The sequence below is a fragment of the Nesterenkonia sp. DZ6 genome (assembly GCF_022565835.1).
Taxonomy (GTDB): Bacteria; Actinomycetota; Actinomycetes; order Actinomycetales; family Micrococcaceae; genus Nesterenkonia.
In genome coordinates, this window is sequence record NZ_JAJOYW010000004.1 from 144,683 (window position 1) to 161,243 (window position 16,561).

Sequence of the window (16,561 nt, forward strand, 5' to 3'; positions counted from 1 at the left end):
TCGATCGACTCGCACGTCAGTCATGGAAGACAAGCCCTTAATCATCACCCTGAAAGGCGCTATGGATCGCGCAACTGGTAACGAAATGCCGACCCCGGAATCGGTGAACCTTGATTTCGTGGAATGCCACCTGCGCGATCGATGGCTGCAATTCAGTGAGGGAGGGCAGCCCCTGGCCCACACGGAGGCGATTCTCGCTGCCGCAGCAGAACACGGTCTTGTCTCCCAACGCTCAGGCAAGAACGTGCTGTTATTCGACGATGGTCGCTGCGTCGGCGGCCTCATCGGCGCCACCCCGTCGATGAACAGCAGCTTCGCGCAGCTCATTGCATCAACTAAGAACCTGACAAAATCGGTGCTCAGGAGGGCAGGGGTGCCTACTCCGCCGGGAAAGCAGTTTACCGCCTCCGACTGGGACAAGGCGCTGGCATACCTGGAGGTGCAGGAGGGCAGACGCCAGGTGGTGAAACCTGCAGACGGACGTCAAGGGCTCGGCATCACGACCGGCGTGGTGACAGTGGATGACCTCCGCTCCGCGTGGGGCCATGGGTTGGAACGTTCCAAGAGCGGCCGCGTCCTCATCGAGGAGGAGGTGCCGGGAGTCGACGTGCGCATCCTCATCGTTGATGGACGCGCGGTGGCTGCGGCAACAAGAATCCCACCCTTCGTCGTCGGCGACGGACACCGTTGCATCCAAGAACTCACGGACCAGCTCGAGACCGCGCGGCAGAGCCATGTGTATCTCCGAGACAGGGCAGTAAAGCTGGACGAAAGTTATCTCGAGCGCCGCCGGGTGAGCACCAGCGACGTGCTGGCAGTTGGAGAGGTGCAGTTCCTCAACGGAACCGCGAACCTGTCGCAGGGCGGCGTCGCGGTGGATCTCACCGAGACGATCCCGGCCGACGCGATGGGGCTGGCGGAAGCCGCCGCTGCGGCAATCCCTGGGTTGAACTTCGCTGGAGTCGACATTCTCATGCCAGACCTGACTTCCGCGGACAGCGCGACCGTGATCGAGGTCAATACCAGTCCGAATCTACTGGTTCATGACGCCCCGGCGTACGGTCGTCCACGTGCTGCTGCGGACCTTCTGATCCGGGCGTTGGTCGACCAGGAGGCTCCGAAGCATCAGCGGAATGAGTCGGTTCAACCCACGCCCACCGCTGAGCGGGCCGGAGATCTCGTTTCACGGATGCGTGCTATTCGGTTCCCTCGCTGGAGACACTGAGCCGCTTCACGGTACCGGGCCCTCCTGCATTTACTATGGAACCCATGCCCGAGACCCGAACCGACGCGCCTGCACTGTCATGGCCCACCTCCGTGGTTGCCTCCGGGGCCGACGGATACAGCCCCCTCGAGAAGGTCATCGCGGAGGAGATCCTGCCGAGACTCTCCTCGCTCAATCGACCCACCAAAATCTTGGACACCTCAGGAATCTTCTGGACGCCGTTGAAGAGTCGCGGCGTCAAGGGCTCGAAGGTGAGCGACCGCTGCCGGGTGTACACGCGGGACGGGAAGGTCATCGGTGGCAGGGACGGAGACGGGACCTCCCTGACCAGTGACCTGGCCGAGCGGATCCTGCTGACGAAGAGCTCCGTCAAGCAGCATCTCGCGAGCGCCGGACTGCCCGTGCCAGATGGGCGTCTCTTTGCCGCGGACGACGAGTTGAGCGCTGCGGCGTATGCCCAGTCGATCGACGGTCCAGTCGCGGTGAAGCCCAACGGGCGGACCTCAGGTGCAGGCGTGTCCACTGGCGTCGGGCAAGAGAAGCGGTTCATCACCGCTTGGCGCTCCGCGGCGGCTGCCGCGACCGAAGCCGAACCGCCCCGTCCATGGGACCCCGCAACGCCGACACAGGACGGGGTCGAACGAATCCTCGTGGAGCCCGACGATGCCGGACTGGCGCTACGGGTGTTCGTGACGGGGGAGAAGGTGGTGGGCGCGGTGATCCGGCTTCCGATGTTCGTCGTGGGAGACGGAACCCGCTCCATCGGAGAACTCATCGAGGAGCTTCGTGCGTGGCGAGCGCAGCACGCGTTCCTCAGGAGGTTGACTCCGCGAGAGGCCATCCTGGAAGGCCGCCTCAAGCGACTCGGACTCACGCCGGATGCCATACCGCGCCCCGGAGAGGTATGCCGGCTGCAGGAGAGCCCAAACATCCGTCGTGGTGGACTGAGCCTCGATGTCACAGGCAAGCTTGATCCTGCTGTGAAGGATCTGGCGGTGGAGGCGCGGTGGGCCATCCCGGGAATGCTGACTGCAGGCGTCGACATCTCCGTGCCGCGGATCACCTCATCGCGGGGAGTCGTGATCGGGGTCAATGATCGCGCCAGTCAGCAACTGCATCTTTACCCGACGTTCGGCGCTTCGCGTCACGTCGCCCAGGGGATAGTCGACCTGTTCGTCCAGAGAGCCTAGGGAGCATATGAAGAACCTGCGCAGTCGGATGGTGCAACGTGTCCCGGGGATCTCCTGGCGAGACCGCAAGCTGGAATTTCTGGAGACTCGGCTCGCCACGGTCGAGAGCGAGCGCGTGAAGCTGACACAGCAGCTGAGTGCGGCGCGCGAACAGGGTGGCAGCGACCGGGCCGAGGCGAGCGCCCAGGTTCAACGCCTGACCGAGGAGCTGCAAGCCGCCGAGCAGCTCGCGAGGTCAGAGCGCCTTCGACGTCGAGCCCCCTCTTTCGAGGCGCTGCTCTCCGCATATGCGGCTCAGCACAGCGCGGCGCTCAGACATGGCAACCGCGGCCTCAGCCCCATGGCCCAGATCCCCTATAAGCTGCGCAACTACTCTCTGGCGCAGAGCCACGGGGTCCGGACGCCACAAATCTCCGGGGTCTGGGGTGCCGCGAGCGAGGTCAGCCTCCGTGATGTCACTGCCGACCGCATCGTCCTGAAAGGGGACGGCGGACATAGTGCCAAAGGGGTCTTTCCACTTGAACGCGTGAGCGATGGGTGGCGATCCTTGGACGGGACCATACGGTTCACCGGCGACGTCCCACCGCCGACGGTTCTCGGCCCGCTGGGCAAAGCCCGAGTCCCGTTCTTCGCGGAGGAGTTCTTGGAGAGCCCGAGCGGCTGGGCCATCCCGGAAGACGTCAAGCTTTACTGCGCGTACGGAGAGGTGTTGCAGGTCTACGTGATGCGGTCCTCCAGCGACGGAAACATGGAACGCGAGAACTTCTCGAGCCGCTTCTTCGACGCGCACGGAGAGCCCTTCGGAGAGATCCGGCGGGGGCTCAGGTACGACACGGGGATCGAGGCGCCGAGCCAGCTGCCCGAGCTGGTCGAGGCGGCGCGTCACCTCTCCCGCGCAGTGGGTCTGCCGTTCATCCGCGTGGACATGTATGCCACTCGTACCGGGCCGGTCCTGGGAGAGCTGACATCTGTGCCCAGCGGAGGCAAGCAGAGCTATATGCAGGGCCACGACCAGCAGATGGGTCAGGCCTGGGTGGACGCAGCCGCCGCGCTTGAACGTGACCTCATGCTGGGACGCCCCTTTGGGACCCTCTTCGGAGACGCTGAGTACACCTGGATGTATCCCGAAGCGCGGAACAAGGCCAACATGCATCACCCCGACAACTGGACAAGACGGACAGCGCGCTGCGCCGAGTGGTGCGCCGCCGACCACCATGGCGTTGGTCAGGCGGGAACTGTCGGCGCCTCCTGATCGGGATCAGCCGGACTCGGCGATTCCAGCGCAAGAATGACGTCAATCCTTTATAGAATTTCTAGTCTGCGGTGTCGCCGGATCCTTGGTCCGGGCACTGGAATCCGACACCTACCGCGAAATGGGAAGAGCTGCAATGAATTCAACTGAAGGTCGCGACGTCGTCGTAGTGATGGGACAGGGGTACGTGGGTCTGCCCCTGGCCGAAGCGGTCGTCGAAAGCGGTGCCAAGGTCTACGGCTTCGAGATCAACGTGGACCGAGTTGATGCGATCAACAGAGGACACTCACACATCGATGACCTCAGTGATGACCAGCTGAAGGCCATGCTGGCTGCCGGCTACGAAGCTTCCGCCGACCCAGAGGTGCTCCGGGCAGCCGACTTCGCGATCATTGCAGTTCCCACCCCGCTCGATGACGGCGGGGGACCTGATCTTCGCGCCGTGGAGTCCGCTGCGCGGGCACTCGCGGTCGAACTGAAGCCGGGTGCCACCGTGGTCCTGGAATCCACCACATACCCGGGCACCACCGAAGACATCGTCCTGCCGATCCTCGAGAACGGAAGCCGCGTACACGGGAAGGACTTCTTCCTCGCCTTCTCCCCTGAACGAGTCGATCCGGGGTCCGCCGAATTCGGCATCAGGAACACGCCCAAGCTGGTCGGAGGACTCAGCGCGGAGGCCACCGAGAAGGCCACCCGCTTCTACGAGGGGTTCGTGGACACTGTGGTCCCACTCTCGGGGGCGAAGGAAGCCGAAACGGCCAAGCTGCTCGAGAACACCTACCGCCACGTGAACATCGCGCTGGTCAACGAGATGGCCCGGTTCTGTCACGACCTGGACATCGACATCTGGGAGGTCATCCGCGGAGCGGCCAGCAAACCCTTCGGGTTCCAGAAGTTCACACCCGGTCCCGGTGTCGGCGGGCACTGCATCCCCATCGACCCCAATTACCTCAGCTTCCAGGTCAAGAAGACCCTCGGTTACCAGTTCAGGTTTGTGGAACTGGCGCAGGAGATCAACAACTCCATGCCCCAGTACGTCGTCGGCCGAGTGTCTGAGCTGCTCAACGAGCAGCGTAAACCCCTGAATGGATCCAAGATCCTTATCCTCGGGATCACCTACAAGCCGAATATCGCCGATCAGCGCGAATCTCCCGCACTGCCGCTCGTGGAGATCCTGCGCGCGCGCAACGCAGAGATCTCCTTCCACGACCCGCTGGTGAAGGAGTGGGACATAGATGGGGAGCGCATGTCCAGAGTCCCAGACCTCGATGCCGCGCTGGAAGAGGCAGATCTCGTCCTGCTTCTGCAGGCCCATGCCAGCTACGACATGGATCACGTCGCTCGTCTCTCCAAGACGCTGTTCGACACGCGCGGAGTCGTTGCCGGCCAGGCCGGTGTGTACAAGCTGTAATGAGTCGCCGCCCGCCAGGACGAACGGTTCATGTTTCCGGGTACCGGAACTTCAGGATCGTTCCGCCCCTTGACGCCTCTGATGGAGCTGCCAGCTGATGAGCACACTGCCCGACGACCTCCTTGAGGAGTATGTCTCCGACGCGCGAAGTCTGGGGATAGTGGCCGAGAGCGCCGCACTCCAGGCCAGGTCACCAGACATGCGAGAGATCTTCGCCTACGCCGCCAGCGAAGGAAGAGCCAGCTGGGAGCAGATTCAACGCCAGGTGATGGAGTCTGACTTCCGCGGACTCGACCCGCTCTGGCTCGCCAAGCTCGCCCGCGTATGCGGTCTCCAAGACCTCTATGTCGGTGATGCCCTGTTCGCCCTGACAGCGTTGCGCCATACGAATAGGCTCCTGTGGCGATCTCAGCCGTATCGAAGGTTCCACGTTCTTGAGATCCAACTTCTGATGGAACAAAGAGAGTTCGAGGAAGCTGAACTCCGAATCGGGGAAAACTTTGACCTCCGCCGGGTGACCAAGGGATACATCCAGTGTGACCTTAAAAACCCTTTCCTGCGCGCTGAGCCGAAATTCTATGAGACGTGGATCGAGGAATTCAATCGGCCATTCATCAAAGGCGGCTGGCTACCCGTCAGCGTCACTGAAGGGTCTTCGCAGCCGTTTGATCGACTTCTGGCTGCATACGAGGGCGAGTCCCACGGAACAGACGCAGAGTCCCCGCTTGTGTCGGTCATCATGACAACATACAGACCGGAGCGCCATACCCTGCTTGCCGCCGTGAACTCCATTCTGGCGCAGACGTGGCGCAGACTTGAGCTCATCATCGTCGACGATGCATCACCGCAGGAGTTCCAGCCCATCCTGGATGAGGTGGAATCCCTGGATGACCGTCTGAGGGTCGTTCGTATGGCCAGAAATGGGGGGACGTATACCGCTAGAAACGAGGGGATGCGTATCGCCTCGGGTGACATGATCGCGGGGCAAGACTCAGATGACTGGTCCCATCCTGAGAGGCTTCGCGCTCAAGTCGACTACCTTAGGGAGAACCCCGACACTCCAGGCGTGATGACTTCTGCGTTGAGAACTGACGAGGACCTCGTGATGACGTGGAGGGGGCGAGACCCCAGAAGACCCTGTGAGGTGAGTCTTATGGTCCGACGCACTGCAGTTGAACGAGTTGGGGGATACTTGCCGGCTCGAAAGGCCGCAGACTCGGAGTTCCGAATGCGGGTTTCCGCAGCAGCATCTGAGCCGGTCGGCAGACTGGTGGCGCCGCTTTATCTGATTCGCCTGCTGCCGAACTCACTCTCCCGAGGAGACTATCTTCCTGGGTGGTCCCACCCGAGCAGAATGGGCTTCAGAAGATCGTATGCCCGCTGGCACTCCACTGCCTCTTCCGGGAGTCTCCATATCAGTCCGGAAACCCCCCTGGAAGAGTTGGAGGTGTCCATACCGGGTCGCTTCCAGCTCGAGAAGCCCGAACCTCTTCAGGTGGACGTGGCATATCTTGCGGACTGGAGGGGAGATGAGGGTGTGCAGAGGGCGGCCTTGGACGAGCTGGATCTGCTTGCTGCAGCCGGACTCCGGGTCGGGGTGGTTCACTTTGATTCTTGGAAATACTGCGCTGAGCGGATGGGCCCCTTTATCACGCCGCTCCAGGATGGAATCAACGACCGGAAATGGAGTCTGCTCCGTCTTGACGAAGCAGCAGAAGTGGGACTGTTGGTGATCAGGGATCCGCGGACCGTCCAATTCCTGCCCGCCGTGTCATGCCATCTCGAGATTCAACGGCTCATGATGCTCATCGATGAGAGCCCCACCGGGGATGAATTTCACGGTTATGATGTCCGATCCTGTACTGAGAACGCACGTCGGCTCTTCAGGGCCGAGCCAGTGTGGGGCGCAACTTCCGCAGGCCTGCCCGCTCTTGAGGGTGTGCGTAGGCAGGGTGGCTCGGTGCTTGCGCAGACCATCCCTTATGCACTCTCGAATGAACAGTGGGTGAGCAGACCACGACCCCAGCGTCGAGACCGCCCCGTCATCGGTCGTCACGCCCGAGTCCTCGATCAAGCCTGGCCCAAAGATCCGGAGACGTTCAAACACCTCTGGCCGGTGGACCGTTCTGGAGATGTGTGGATCCGCGGCAACGCCGATGACGCGTTGGACGCTCTGGATGTGAGCGAGCTGCCAAGTTCCTGGGTGCTCTTCCCTCACCAGGACTTGCCGGCCCGCGCATTCTTGAATGCGGTCGACTTCTACGTGCCGACTTTCACACGGGCGGCGCCCCATGAAGTGCGAGAGGCGCTTGAGGCCATCGCGAGCGGCTGCATAGTGATTCTTCCGGATGTTTTCCGGCCGCTGTTCGGCAAGGCAGCGATCTATGCGACTCCGCCTCAGGTGTCCAAACGGATCCACGAGTTGTGGAGATCTCCAGCGGCGATGAACGCTCACAGAAGGTCAGCGGCTGACCTTCTACGTCGAGGTCTCATACGCAATGCCGAATTTGTACAGCTGATCCAATCCGTCTTATCGAATGAAGCGTCCTCGGACAAGAGTGGAGAATTCGTTGCTGGGAATGTCTAGAAAACAGGCGATCATCGTCGTCGTGATGCTGGTAACGGCGATCGCGGCAGTCCTGCTAGCAGGAGTTGAGGAGGGACTGACGGTCTCACTTCTCGCGATCATCCTGACGCTTGGTGCCCTGAGCGTGCTTGTCCTGCGAGTCCAACATGCGATCCTGCGAGAACTGCGCCGGTCCTCTACCGTGACCAAGCGTGCAGATGAGAAGGCGAGCAGGGAGCTGTCCAAGGTCTCGTCCCGACAGGTGAAGATCGAAGAGAAACTCGCCGTCATGAGGACCGAGACAAAAGCGACGAACACCAAGAATGAAACGCGCATCGCCAAGTCAGCCAGCGATGTCGACCGAATTCGACAGCTCCGGGTACGGCTCGAGGAGGCCGAGCGACGGATCCTCGCCGGGACAGAGGTCTCGCGACTCTCGATGGAGGATGCAGCGAAGAAGCTGACCAACCAGTCCACCAGGGAAAGCCGGGAAGTCGTCCTGCAGGTCGAGTCACTCCTCCAGCTCTTCGCTGATGGTGGGTCCAGCAGACACGCGCCGATGCCACCGACCGGCGGCTACGCCCTGGACGCTCAGGCGTTGCTGCACCTGCTCCACCTCATCCGAACCAAGCGGCCCAGGCAGATTCTCGAGCTTGGCAGCGGGACATCGACGATTTGGATGGCGTACCTCTGTCGCGAGCTCGGCATCCAGCTTGTCTCACTCGACCACCTTGAGGGGTATGCGGCACGGACAAGAGAAGGCCTGCAGCGGCACGGACTCGAAGATATCGTGGATCTCCGAGTGGCGCCTCTGCAGACGTATGACCTTGAAGGTAAGACCTTCGAGTGGTACTCCAGCGAAGCTTTTGCCGACCTGGATCAGATCGACTTTGTTATAGTCGATGGCCCGCCAGAGTCCACGGGTCCACGTGCGCGTTTCCCCGCCGTCCCGGTCCTCTGGGACAGGCTCTCTGATCGCGCCTCGGTCGTCCTTGACGACACTCACCGCGCCGGTGAGGTGGCGATTCTGAAATCCTGGCGCAGCCAATTTGCGGACCTCGTCCAGGAGGATGAGGGACTGAGCCGGCTCGGTGTGCTGAGGAAAGGAACCGGGACCTGATTCACGGAATCGAGCGGCGCCAGTGAAGCTTCAGGGACAACGAGCGAGGCACGAACCTTCGTTCCGAAACCAACGGCAGGGTTGGACGTCTTCTTGGGACACGCTCCGTTGGAGGAGTGCCGTGGGCCGGGTCAACAACGTCGCAGCCTGGCGCGTCGATGTCGCTGGGTGTGTTCCACGCCGACCGTGGATCGAAGTTTTGAGCCCGGAAACTGTTGCGTGCTCTGGGTCGTCGTGACCTGGTCGGTTCGATAGGCAGAGTCGGGGCCGCGGGACAGCTCGGCGATGTAGAGCTTTTTCTCGATGCTTCAGAAGAACGTTTTGGATCGTCTTTCCTGGTAGACCCGGGACCAGCTGCCGATCACGATCCGACGTGGATCGAGCGGACCGACTCCGGTCGGCGCAGGCAGAAGTTGCCCTCTCTGCATTCGACGGTCGTAGTGGAGCCACGACCGTACGCGCGCCGTGCGACGTTCAGTCCTATGACTTTGCGGGCCGGGGGGAGCTGAGACCGCACATCATTCGTACAGATGTGGCATGGCCTCACGGATTTGCTGGTCGATGTACGGTGCCAGAGTCTCGACGTAGTAGCTGCTCAAGTGACTGTTATCGCGATAGACCGCAACGTTGCCCACAACTGCGGGGCAACTCCCATCAGGACAGATGTTCGGCGTTAAGTCGACGCTGTAGAGGCCCTCCCAACTGCTGCTGTACTGCAAGAGAGGACTGTCCTCATCGTAGGACTCGAAGGTAGGTCCGCATTCCTGGATCGGTCGCTGCTCGGCCAAACACTCAGGAACGTCTTCATCGGGCCTCGCTGTACCTCGGATGAGCAGCAACTCCGCGCCCGCCTCTAGGATTTCTTTCCATCTGTCTGTAGCCCCGTCGGGAATGTTCTCGTCGCTTCCACTGCGCCCCAGATTTGTTCCCGTTGTGATCACAACATCTGGCTCGTGCTCTGCCACAGTTTTCGCGAAGTTTGCGTTCCATCGGGAACACGCATCGCTTTCCATGTCTCCGGTGTGACGGAAGCGACACCCATCCTTGTCTGAAACTAGTAGCTCCCAATCATTCTGCTCGGCGATCAGTAGAAGACCGTTGTACCAATGACCTGCATGTGATCCACCTGCGAGCATGATGGTCTTTTTGGGTTCAGCGGGTGGGTGCGGGTCCGCACAGACAAGTACCTCGCCGGTGTCCGGCCGATTCTCATTGGTCTGGTGACAGCCCCAGGAGTAATACATCGAGCGATCATTCGCGAGCAGATCGAGTGATGGGAAAGTCTCAGGACTCGGTTCGCTTGATGCGCTCGCCATGGCTTCTGCAGCACCGGGGTGCAGATTGCGGTCGACTCCCGCCATGGAATAACCCTCAGGTATCGCTGGTGTCAATTGACTTAGAACGATCGAGATACCGGCCCCGGCGGCGACCAAGATGCCGAGTGCGCGGGTGAGTTGAACTCGCGTACTCAGTGTCGTTCTGCTCATGGGCTGTTCGACCCACCGGTAGGTCGCCCAGGCGAGCAGCAGTGAGACCATGAAGACGGCCGCAGCCCCCGGCACGCCGATCGCGTCTTGGTTTCGCACCTGGAGGTAGAAGATCAGCAGCGGCCAGTGCCACAGGTAGAGCCCGTAGGCGATGTTGCCGATCCAGGCGAAGAAGCGGTTGGAGAGGAACGTCGCGGCGCTGGCCTTGGATTCTCGGGGTCCGATCCCGCCGTTGGCCGAGAGCATCACCAGTGTGAGGCCAGCCAGCGGCCACAGCGCCCAGGGTCCCGGGAACAGTGAGGCCCCGTCGAGGACGAAACCGCAGGTGAGGATCAGGCCGATTCCGAGCCAGCCGGCGAGGAAGCGGAATCGAGGAGGCAGGGCGATCGAGGAGGCGACGAGCGCGAGGAGGCCGCCGAAGGCAAGTTCCCAGAAGCGGGTTCGCGTCATGAGGTAGGCCTGGTCCTGGTCCATCGTCTGCATGTAGAGCGTGAAGATGAAGGATGCCGCGATGATCAGCCCGACCAGTGCGATCATCACGTGTGCGGCGGGCTTCTTGATCTTGCGGGCCAGGAGCACCGCGGCGATGGCGACCAGTGGCCAGACGAGGTAGAACTGTCCCTGCACGCTGAGTGACCAGAAATGCTGGAACGGGCTGGTGTCGGGTCCTGCGGCGCCGTAGGCGAGCTGGGAGTTGATCAGTTCGATGTTCTCGAAGTAGAGCAAGGACGCCCGGGCTTCACCCCAGAGCTGCTCACGCCGGGTGCTGGGGAACAGGAAGAGTCCGATGGCCAGAGTCACGGTGATGACTAGGGCGGCCGCTGGCAGGAGACGGCGTGCGATCCGGGCGAGGTAGCGGCCGATGTCGATGGGGCCGCCGCCGGCGGCGGACTCGCGCAGCAGCATGCCGGTGAAGAGGAAGCCCGAGACTGCGAGGAAGATGTCGATGCCGCCTGAGACTCGGCCTGCTCCGAAGAGGTGGAACAGCACGACGCCGAGGATGGCCAGGCCGCGGACCCCGTGGAGCTCTGGGCGGAACCTGCGTTCAGGAAGATTGTGCGTCAGGGGTAGGGGATCCACGGCAGGTATGGCATCTATGTCTTCGTGCGTTGCATTCCGTACATGGCGTCCCCGATAGTCAGGCAGGGTCCACCCCAAGAGCGTGAAGCCGTTTGATGTAAGCGATGGGGCTGCATTCTGCGCGGACGAAGTCGAACGCCTTTTGCCGCTGCGTGGCGTAGAGCTGTGGATCCCAGAGCTCGCTGATGGTCGCTTGGACGTTGCGCGGCGTCGCGTAGACGGCGCCCTCGCCGAAGACCGGTTCGAAATGGGGCGGGAGCACACAGACGACGCCATGGTTCATCGCCTCGAGGATGGCCATGCCGAATGCTTCGACGAGGTCATCGCTGTGGTAGTACACGAAGAAGTCGAGGCTGCGCAGGTAGTCCGAGACATCGATTCCGTTGAAGGGATACACCGTCCAGGTCTCCGGCAGCTCCGCGGGCAGCCAACCGGCTTGGATGGGCGTGCCTGCCCCGCCGAGGATCGCCACCTCGACCGAACCGTCGATCGGATAGACGTTGCGGAAGTCAGCCTTCTTGGAGGGCCACTTGCCTGGGTGGTCGCGTCCATGCCGCCCGATCACTGGGAGGCGGTCTTCAGACGGAGTTCGGGTGCTGCGGGCTTCCGAGTCCAGCGGGACGGTGATGCCCTTCCAGGCGCCGTCAGTCAGCTGGCCGGACGGGACGAGGTCCTGGATGTACTCCCGCAGCCGCTCGCTCTCCGCGGCCCACTCTGGCGCTGCGCCGAACGTCGCGGAGACATTCCGGGTGACCGCTCTCACGTCATAGCTGCGTCGATCTCCGGCGAGCTCGTAGGGCATGTGGTTGGCCACCACGAGAATCCGGTCGGCCACCAGCTGGGATCGGGTGCCGAGCGCCAGCTGCATGCATGCCGGCCACCTGATGAGGAGCAGCTTCGTTTGTGCGGCCTGCTCCACGGCAAGCCGGTCGACCCGTCCGTCGAGGACCAGGCGTTCCAGTGCGGGGATGAAGTGACGCTTCGATGCCGAAGGGATGAGTCCATTCTCGATCGGAATCACCCCGACCTTCAGGCCGGCGTCCAGGCAGGTTGTGATCTCCTGAAGCAGAACGCTGGAGTTTCCCGCTTCGAAGCCGAACTCCGAGAGATAGATGACGTCATAGGCTGGGGGTTCCGTGGGTTTCTGCGGAAGGAAGCTCGGCGGCGCGACGAAGGGACGGGTGGCAGGGTTCTTCGGCATGTACGCCGAGACCTCGCCACGTTCGATCTGCCGATGCCAGTCCCGGTAGGCCCGCTGGTACGCGTGCCGATCGTCGTGGCGGTATCCCAGCCCAAGGTCAGAACTCGTGAGATTCCCGGCGCCCATGAGTGAGAACGCGAGCGGCGCCTTCATCGTCGGCTGCAGATCCACGCCGTAGACGAGCTGGAATCGGAACTTGAACTCGCCGTCACCGGATTTCCGCACGGTGTCCCAATACCCGAGGGTCTCCTGGATCTCCTCGCGGCGGAACATCAGGGAGGCGAAGCTGGGATGGACGACCCGGTCAGGGCCCCAGCGCACGAGGAACTCGAGGTCTTCACTGACGCGGACCCAGTTGCCGAGGTTCGCCTTGACGGAGGTGTCGTTGAGCAGCTCGGTCGCCTGCAGCTCGATCTTCTGCGGATGATGCCAGTCGTCCTTGTCCGCGATCGTCACGAAGAGGCCCTTGGCCAGGTCGTACCCGTCGTTGCGCACGGCGTAGGCACCGCGGTTCTCTTCACAGAGCACCAACCGCACCCGGTCGTCCTTGTCGGCCCAGCGCTGCAGCCGATCTCGATAGTCGGTGGGAACTCCGCCGCGGTCATGGCTGGGGGAGGCGTCGTCGATGACGATGATCTCCAGGTTGCGCCAGCTCTGCCGCAGCAGGGACTGGATGGCGAGGTCCGTCGATTCGTCGGGCTCGTAGATCGGCATGATGACGCTGACCAGCGGTTGCTCGTCCACTGGAATCGCGGCCTGTGGAGTCTCAGCGGTGAGCTCGAAGAATGAGGGGGACGCGGGATCCTTCACGCCGATCGGGCTGAGACCGCTCTCATTCAGCAGCGCGTTCATGGATTCGAGCCATTCCAAGCGCCGTCGCGCGTCGGAGGTCACGTTGGGGTTGATGGCGTTGAGCTTGAGGAATCCCTGACTGTACCCCCGGTCGGTCCCCTGAACGGGTGCGGACTCGAGCACTTCGATGGCCTCAGGGAAACGCTTCTTCCAGATCAGAAGGTCGGCGAAGTACGACCGGTCCACTCCGGAGAGGACCTGCGAGCCGTGCTCGCGGCGCAGCAGCTCATAGATGCTCAGGGCGTCCAGCAGGTCCATCTCGGTGGAGCGCTGGGAATACAGCACCCGCGCCAGGTTGAGCAGGCCCGGCTTCCATGTGTTGCCGCTGAGCTGTTCCTCGACGGTCTCCCGGTACATGGGGATGCGCGAGGACTCAAGCAGATCTCCGAGCTGGGTGAAATCACAACGACCGTTCGTGGCAGCGTGAGCCAGGACGTCACGCGCGCCCGTGAAGCGGTTGCGGATGGCCAGTGTGGTGAACCAAGGGAGCTGGCCCTTGACCGAGCGGACCTGCTTCGCCCAATAGGCCGTGGTGGAGTCGTAACTGGGCTCCGGCTCCGGCTCCGGCGCGACGCGAGATACGGTCTTGCGTTCTCTGCGCAGCTGCCGGGAGATGGCTCCGGTCTGCGCGAGCATCCGCCGGGACACGGTGCTGAATCCGTAGATGGAGACCGCCAGCGAGAGCAGCACCATCGCCGAGATCCCGACGACGACGGCCGGCCACCACCGCAGAGCGGCTGCCACCGTGCTGAGCGTCGCGACCGCGATGAAGACCCCGAGCGCCGCCCAGTGGGTCGGCGTGAGTCGTTGACGAAGGCCACGCAGTGAACGCGTCGAACCTGAACGCAAAATCAATCCCTTTCCTGCACCGTCCGGATTCAGGTGCTGACACGGTGGCTGAGTTTACCGGCATAATCGATCCAGACCCCGATACCTGGGTGTTAGACCGGTCCCATGTCGGAACGCGAAGCTAGCTGTGGGGACCCTCGGGGCCTGGGACTCAGCGGTACAGCTGGGGCATTGCGTCCCTGAGCTTCTCATCCAGGTACGGGGTCAGGGTCTCCACGTAGTGCGCGCTGAGATGGCTGGCATCGCTGTAGACGGCGACATTGCCGATGACAGCCGGGCACGAGCCGCCGGGGCACACGTACTCGGTCATGTCGATGGAATAGATCGACTCATCCTGTGTGGCCTGTTCAAGGAGATCATGCTCGGCGTAGATGCTGTAGTCAGCACCGCAGCTCTCAGCGGTACCGCCGGACGCCAGGCAGTCGGGCACATCCTCGTCTGGACGAGCTGTTCCCCGGATCAGGAGCAGCTCTGCGCCGGTCTTGACGATCTCGCTCCAACGATCTTCCGCTCCCCGGGTGATCAGTTCTGAGCTGCCGCTGCGATACAAGGCGGTCCCGGTGGAGACCACTACGTCGGGTTGGCGTTCCGCGATGAAGGCGGGCAGCTTCGCGTTCCACCTCGCGCAATAGATGTCACCCTCCTCATCCTCGTCAGCGTCATCGCCAACGGTCTCGTCTGTGTGCTGCAGCCTGCATCCAGACTTGATGACGACGATGAGTTCCCAGTCCCGCTCTTCAGCAAGGAGTGCGAGTGCGTTGTACCAGTGCCCCGAATGGGAGCCTCCGGTCAGCATCACCGTTGCCCGTGGATCCGAGGGCGGATCAGGGTCCTCGCAGACCGTGACCTCGTCGGAGCCCGGTTCGCTCAAGTAGGTCTGTTCACAGTCCCAGGACATGTGCATCGGGAGGCTTGCGCTCAGTTCGGTCGGTTCCGGGAAAAAGTCGATGCTGTCATCGACAGGCTGCCCGCCGCCCACAGCGGCGGCGCCGGGGTAGTCGCTCCGGTCGACACCAGACATGGCATAGCCCTCGGGGATCACAGGCGCCAGCTGGTTGAGGATCAGCGAAGAGGCCACTCCGGCTGCCCCCAGGAGAACGGCGGCGGATGCGAGCTGTGTCTTCTCGCGGATCTTCGTTCTGCTCATGGGCTGTTCGACCCACCGGTAGGTCGCCCAGGCGAGCAGCAGTGAGACCATGAAGACGGCCGCAGCCCCCGGCACGCCGATCGCGTCTTGGTTTCGCACCTGGAGGTAGAAGATCAGCAGCGGCCAGTGCCACAGGTAGAGCCCGTAGGCGATGTTGCCGATCCAGGCGAAGAAGCGGTTGGAGAGGAACGTCGCGGCGCTGGCCTTGGATTCTCGGGGTCCGATCCCGCCGTTGGCCGAGAGCATCACCAGTGTGAGGCCAGCCAGCGGCCACAGCGCCCAGGGTCCCGGGAACAGTGAGGCCCCGTCGAGGACGAAACCGCAGGTGAGGATCAGGCCGATTCCGAGCCAGCCGGCGAGGAAGCGGAATCGAGGAGGCAGGGCGATCGAGGAGGCGACGAGCGCGAGGAGGCCGCCGAAGGCAAGTTCCCAGAAGCGGGTTCGCGTCATGAGGTAGGCCTGGTCCTGGTCCATCGTCTGCATGTAGAGCGTGAAGATGAAGGATGCCGCGATGATCAGCCCGACCAGTGCGATCATCACGTGTGCGGCGGGCTTCTTGATCTTGCGGGCCAGGAGCACCGCGGCGATGGCGACCAGTGGCCAGACGAGGTAGAACTGTCCCTGCACGCTGAGTGACCAGAAATGCTGGAACGGGCTGGTGTCGGGTCCTGCGGCGCCGTAGGCGAGCTGGGAGTTGATCAGTTCGATGTTCTCGAAGTAGAGCAAGGACGCCCGGGCTTCACCCCAGAGCTGCTCACGCCGGGTGCTGGGGAACAGGAAGAGTCCGATGGCCAGAGTCACGGTGATGACTAGGGCGGCCGCTGGCAGGAGACGGCGTGCGATCCGGGCGAGGTAGCGGCCGATGTCGATGGGGCCGCCGCCGGCGGCGGACTCGCGCAGCAGCATGCCGGTGAAGAGGAAGCCCGAGACTGCGAGGAAGATGTCGATGCCGCCTGAGACTCGGCCTGCTCCGAAGAGGTGGAACAGCACGACGCCGAGGATGGCCAGGCCGCGGACCCCGTGGAGCTCTGGGCGGAACCTGCGTTCAGGCAGGCCTCGGGTCAGGGTCTGGACCTCAGCGGCGGGGGCCGCAGCGGCACGGCTGCCCAGCGAACGCCTCGATGCTGAACGCACGATCAACCCCTTTCCTGCACCGTCCGGATTGCGGTGCTGACATG

9 protein-coding genes are annotated in these 16,561 nt (G+C 62.7%); 6 read left to right on the forward strand and 3 right to left on the reverse strand.

The window, feature by feature from the left end; genetic code table 11:
* The first annotated feature begins 22 nt into the window (after positions 1 to 22).
* The 6 genes from LTH93_RS11030 to LTH93_RS11055 all read left to right on the forward strand — a co-directional run bounded on the left by LTH93_RS11030 (position 23) and on the right by LTH93_RS11055 (position 8,767).
* Positions 23 to 1,225 carry a hypothetical protein gene (locus tag LTH93_RS11030; RefSeq protein ID WP_241470972.1) on the forward strand — a complete coding sequence of 401 codons (1,203 nt, stop codon included), beginning with the start codon at positions 23 to 25 and terminating at the stop codon, positions 1,223 to 1,225.
* Positions 1,226 to 1,269: 44 nt separating this feature from the next.
* On the forward strand, positions 1,270 to 2,415 hold the full coding sequence (locus LTH93_RS11035) for a hypothetical protein (RefSeq protein WP_241470973.1): 1,146 nt from the start codon (positions 1,270 to 1,272) through the stop codon (positions 2,413 to 2,415).
* A gap of 7 nt (positions 2,416 to 2,422) precedes the next feature.
* Positions 2,423 to 3,667, forward strand: a complete 1,245-nt coding sequence (locus tag LTH93_RS11040) for an ATP-grasp fold amidoligase family protein (RefSeq protein ID WP_241470974.1) — start codon at positions 2,423 to 2,425, stop codon at positions 3,665 to 3,667.
* 136 nt (positions 3,668 to 3,803) lie between these two features.
* Positions 3,804 to 5,081: a nucleotide sugar dehydrogenase gene (locus LTH93_RS11045; RefSeq protein ID WP_241470975.1), complete on the forward strand. Its 1,278-nt coding sequence runs from the start codon at positions 3,804 to 3,806 to the stop codon at positions 5,079 to 5,081.
* A 97-nt stretch (positions 5,082 to 5,178) separates the two neighbouring features.
* Entirely contained in the window at positions 5,179 to 7,668 is a 2,490-nt protein-coding gene (locus LTH93_RS11050) for a glycosyltransferase (protein WP_241470976.1), read from the forward strand.
* Positions 7,661 to 8,767 (forward strand): O-methyltransferase, encoded by a 1,107-nt coding sequence (locus tag LTH93_RS11055; RefSeq protein WP_241470977.1) that lies wholly within the window; start codon positions 7,661 to 7,663, stop codon positions 8,765 to 8,767. The genes LTH93_RS11050 and LTH93_RS11055 overlap by 8 nt, the downstream gene beginning before the upstream one ends.
* 518 nt (positions 8,768 to 9,285) lie before the next feature.
* Here LTH93_RS11055 and LTH93_RS11060 read toward each other — a convergent pair.
* From LTH93_RS11060 to LTH93_RS11070, 3 genes are all read right to left on the reverse strand, one after another.
* Complete coding sequence (locus LTH93_RS11060) at positions 9,286 to 11,334, reverse strand: acyltransferase family protein (RefSeq protein WP_370642754.1); 2,049 nt, start codon at positions 11,332 to 11,334, stop codon at positions 9,286 to 9,288.
* Between the two features lie 58 nt (positions 11,335 to 11,392).
* Positions 11,393 to 14,131: a glycosyltransferase gene (locus tag LTH93_RS11065; protein ID WP_241470979.1), complete on the reverse strand. Its 2,739-nt coding sequence runs from the start codon at positions 14,129 to 14,131 to the stop codon at positions 11,393 to 11,395.
* A gap of 256 nt (positions 14,132 to 14,387) precedes the next feature.
* Entirely contained in the window at positions 14,388 to 16,517 is a 2,130-nt protein-coding gene (locus LTH93_RS11070) for an acyltransferase family protein (protein ID WP_241470980.1), read from the reverse strand.
* Positions 16,518 to 16,561 lie beyond the last annotated feature (44 nt).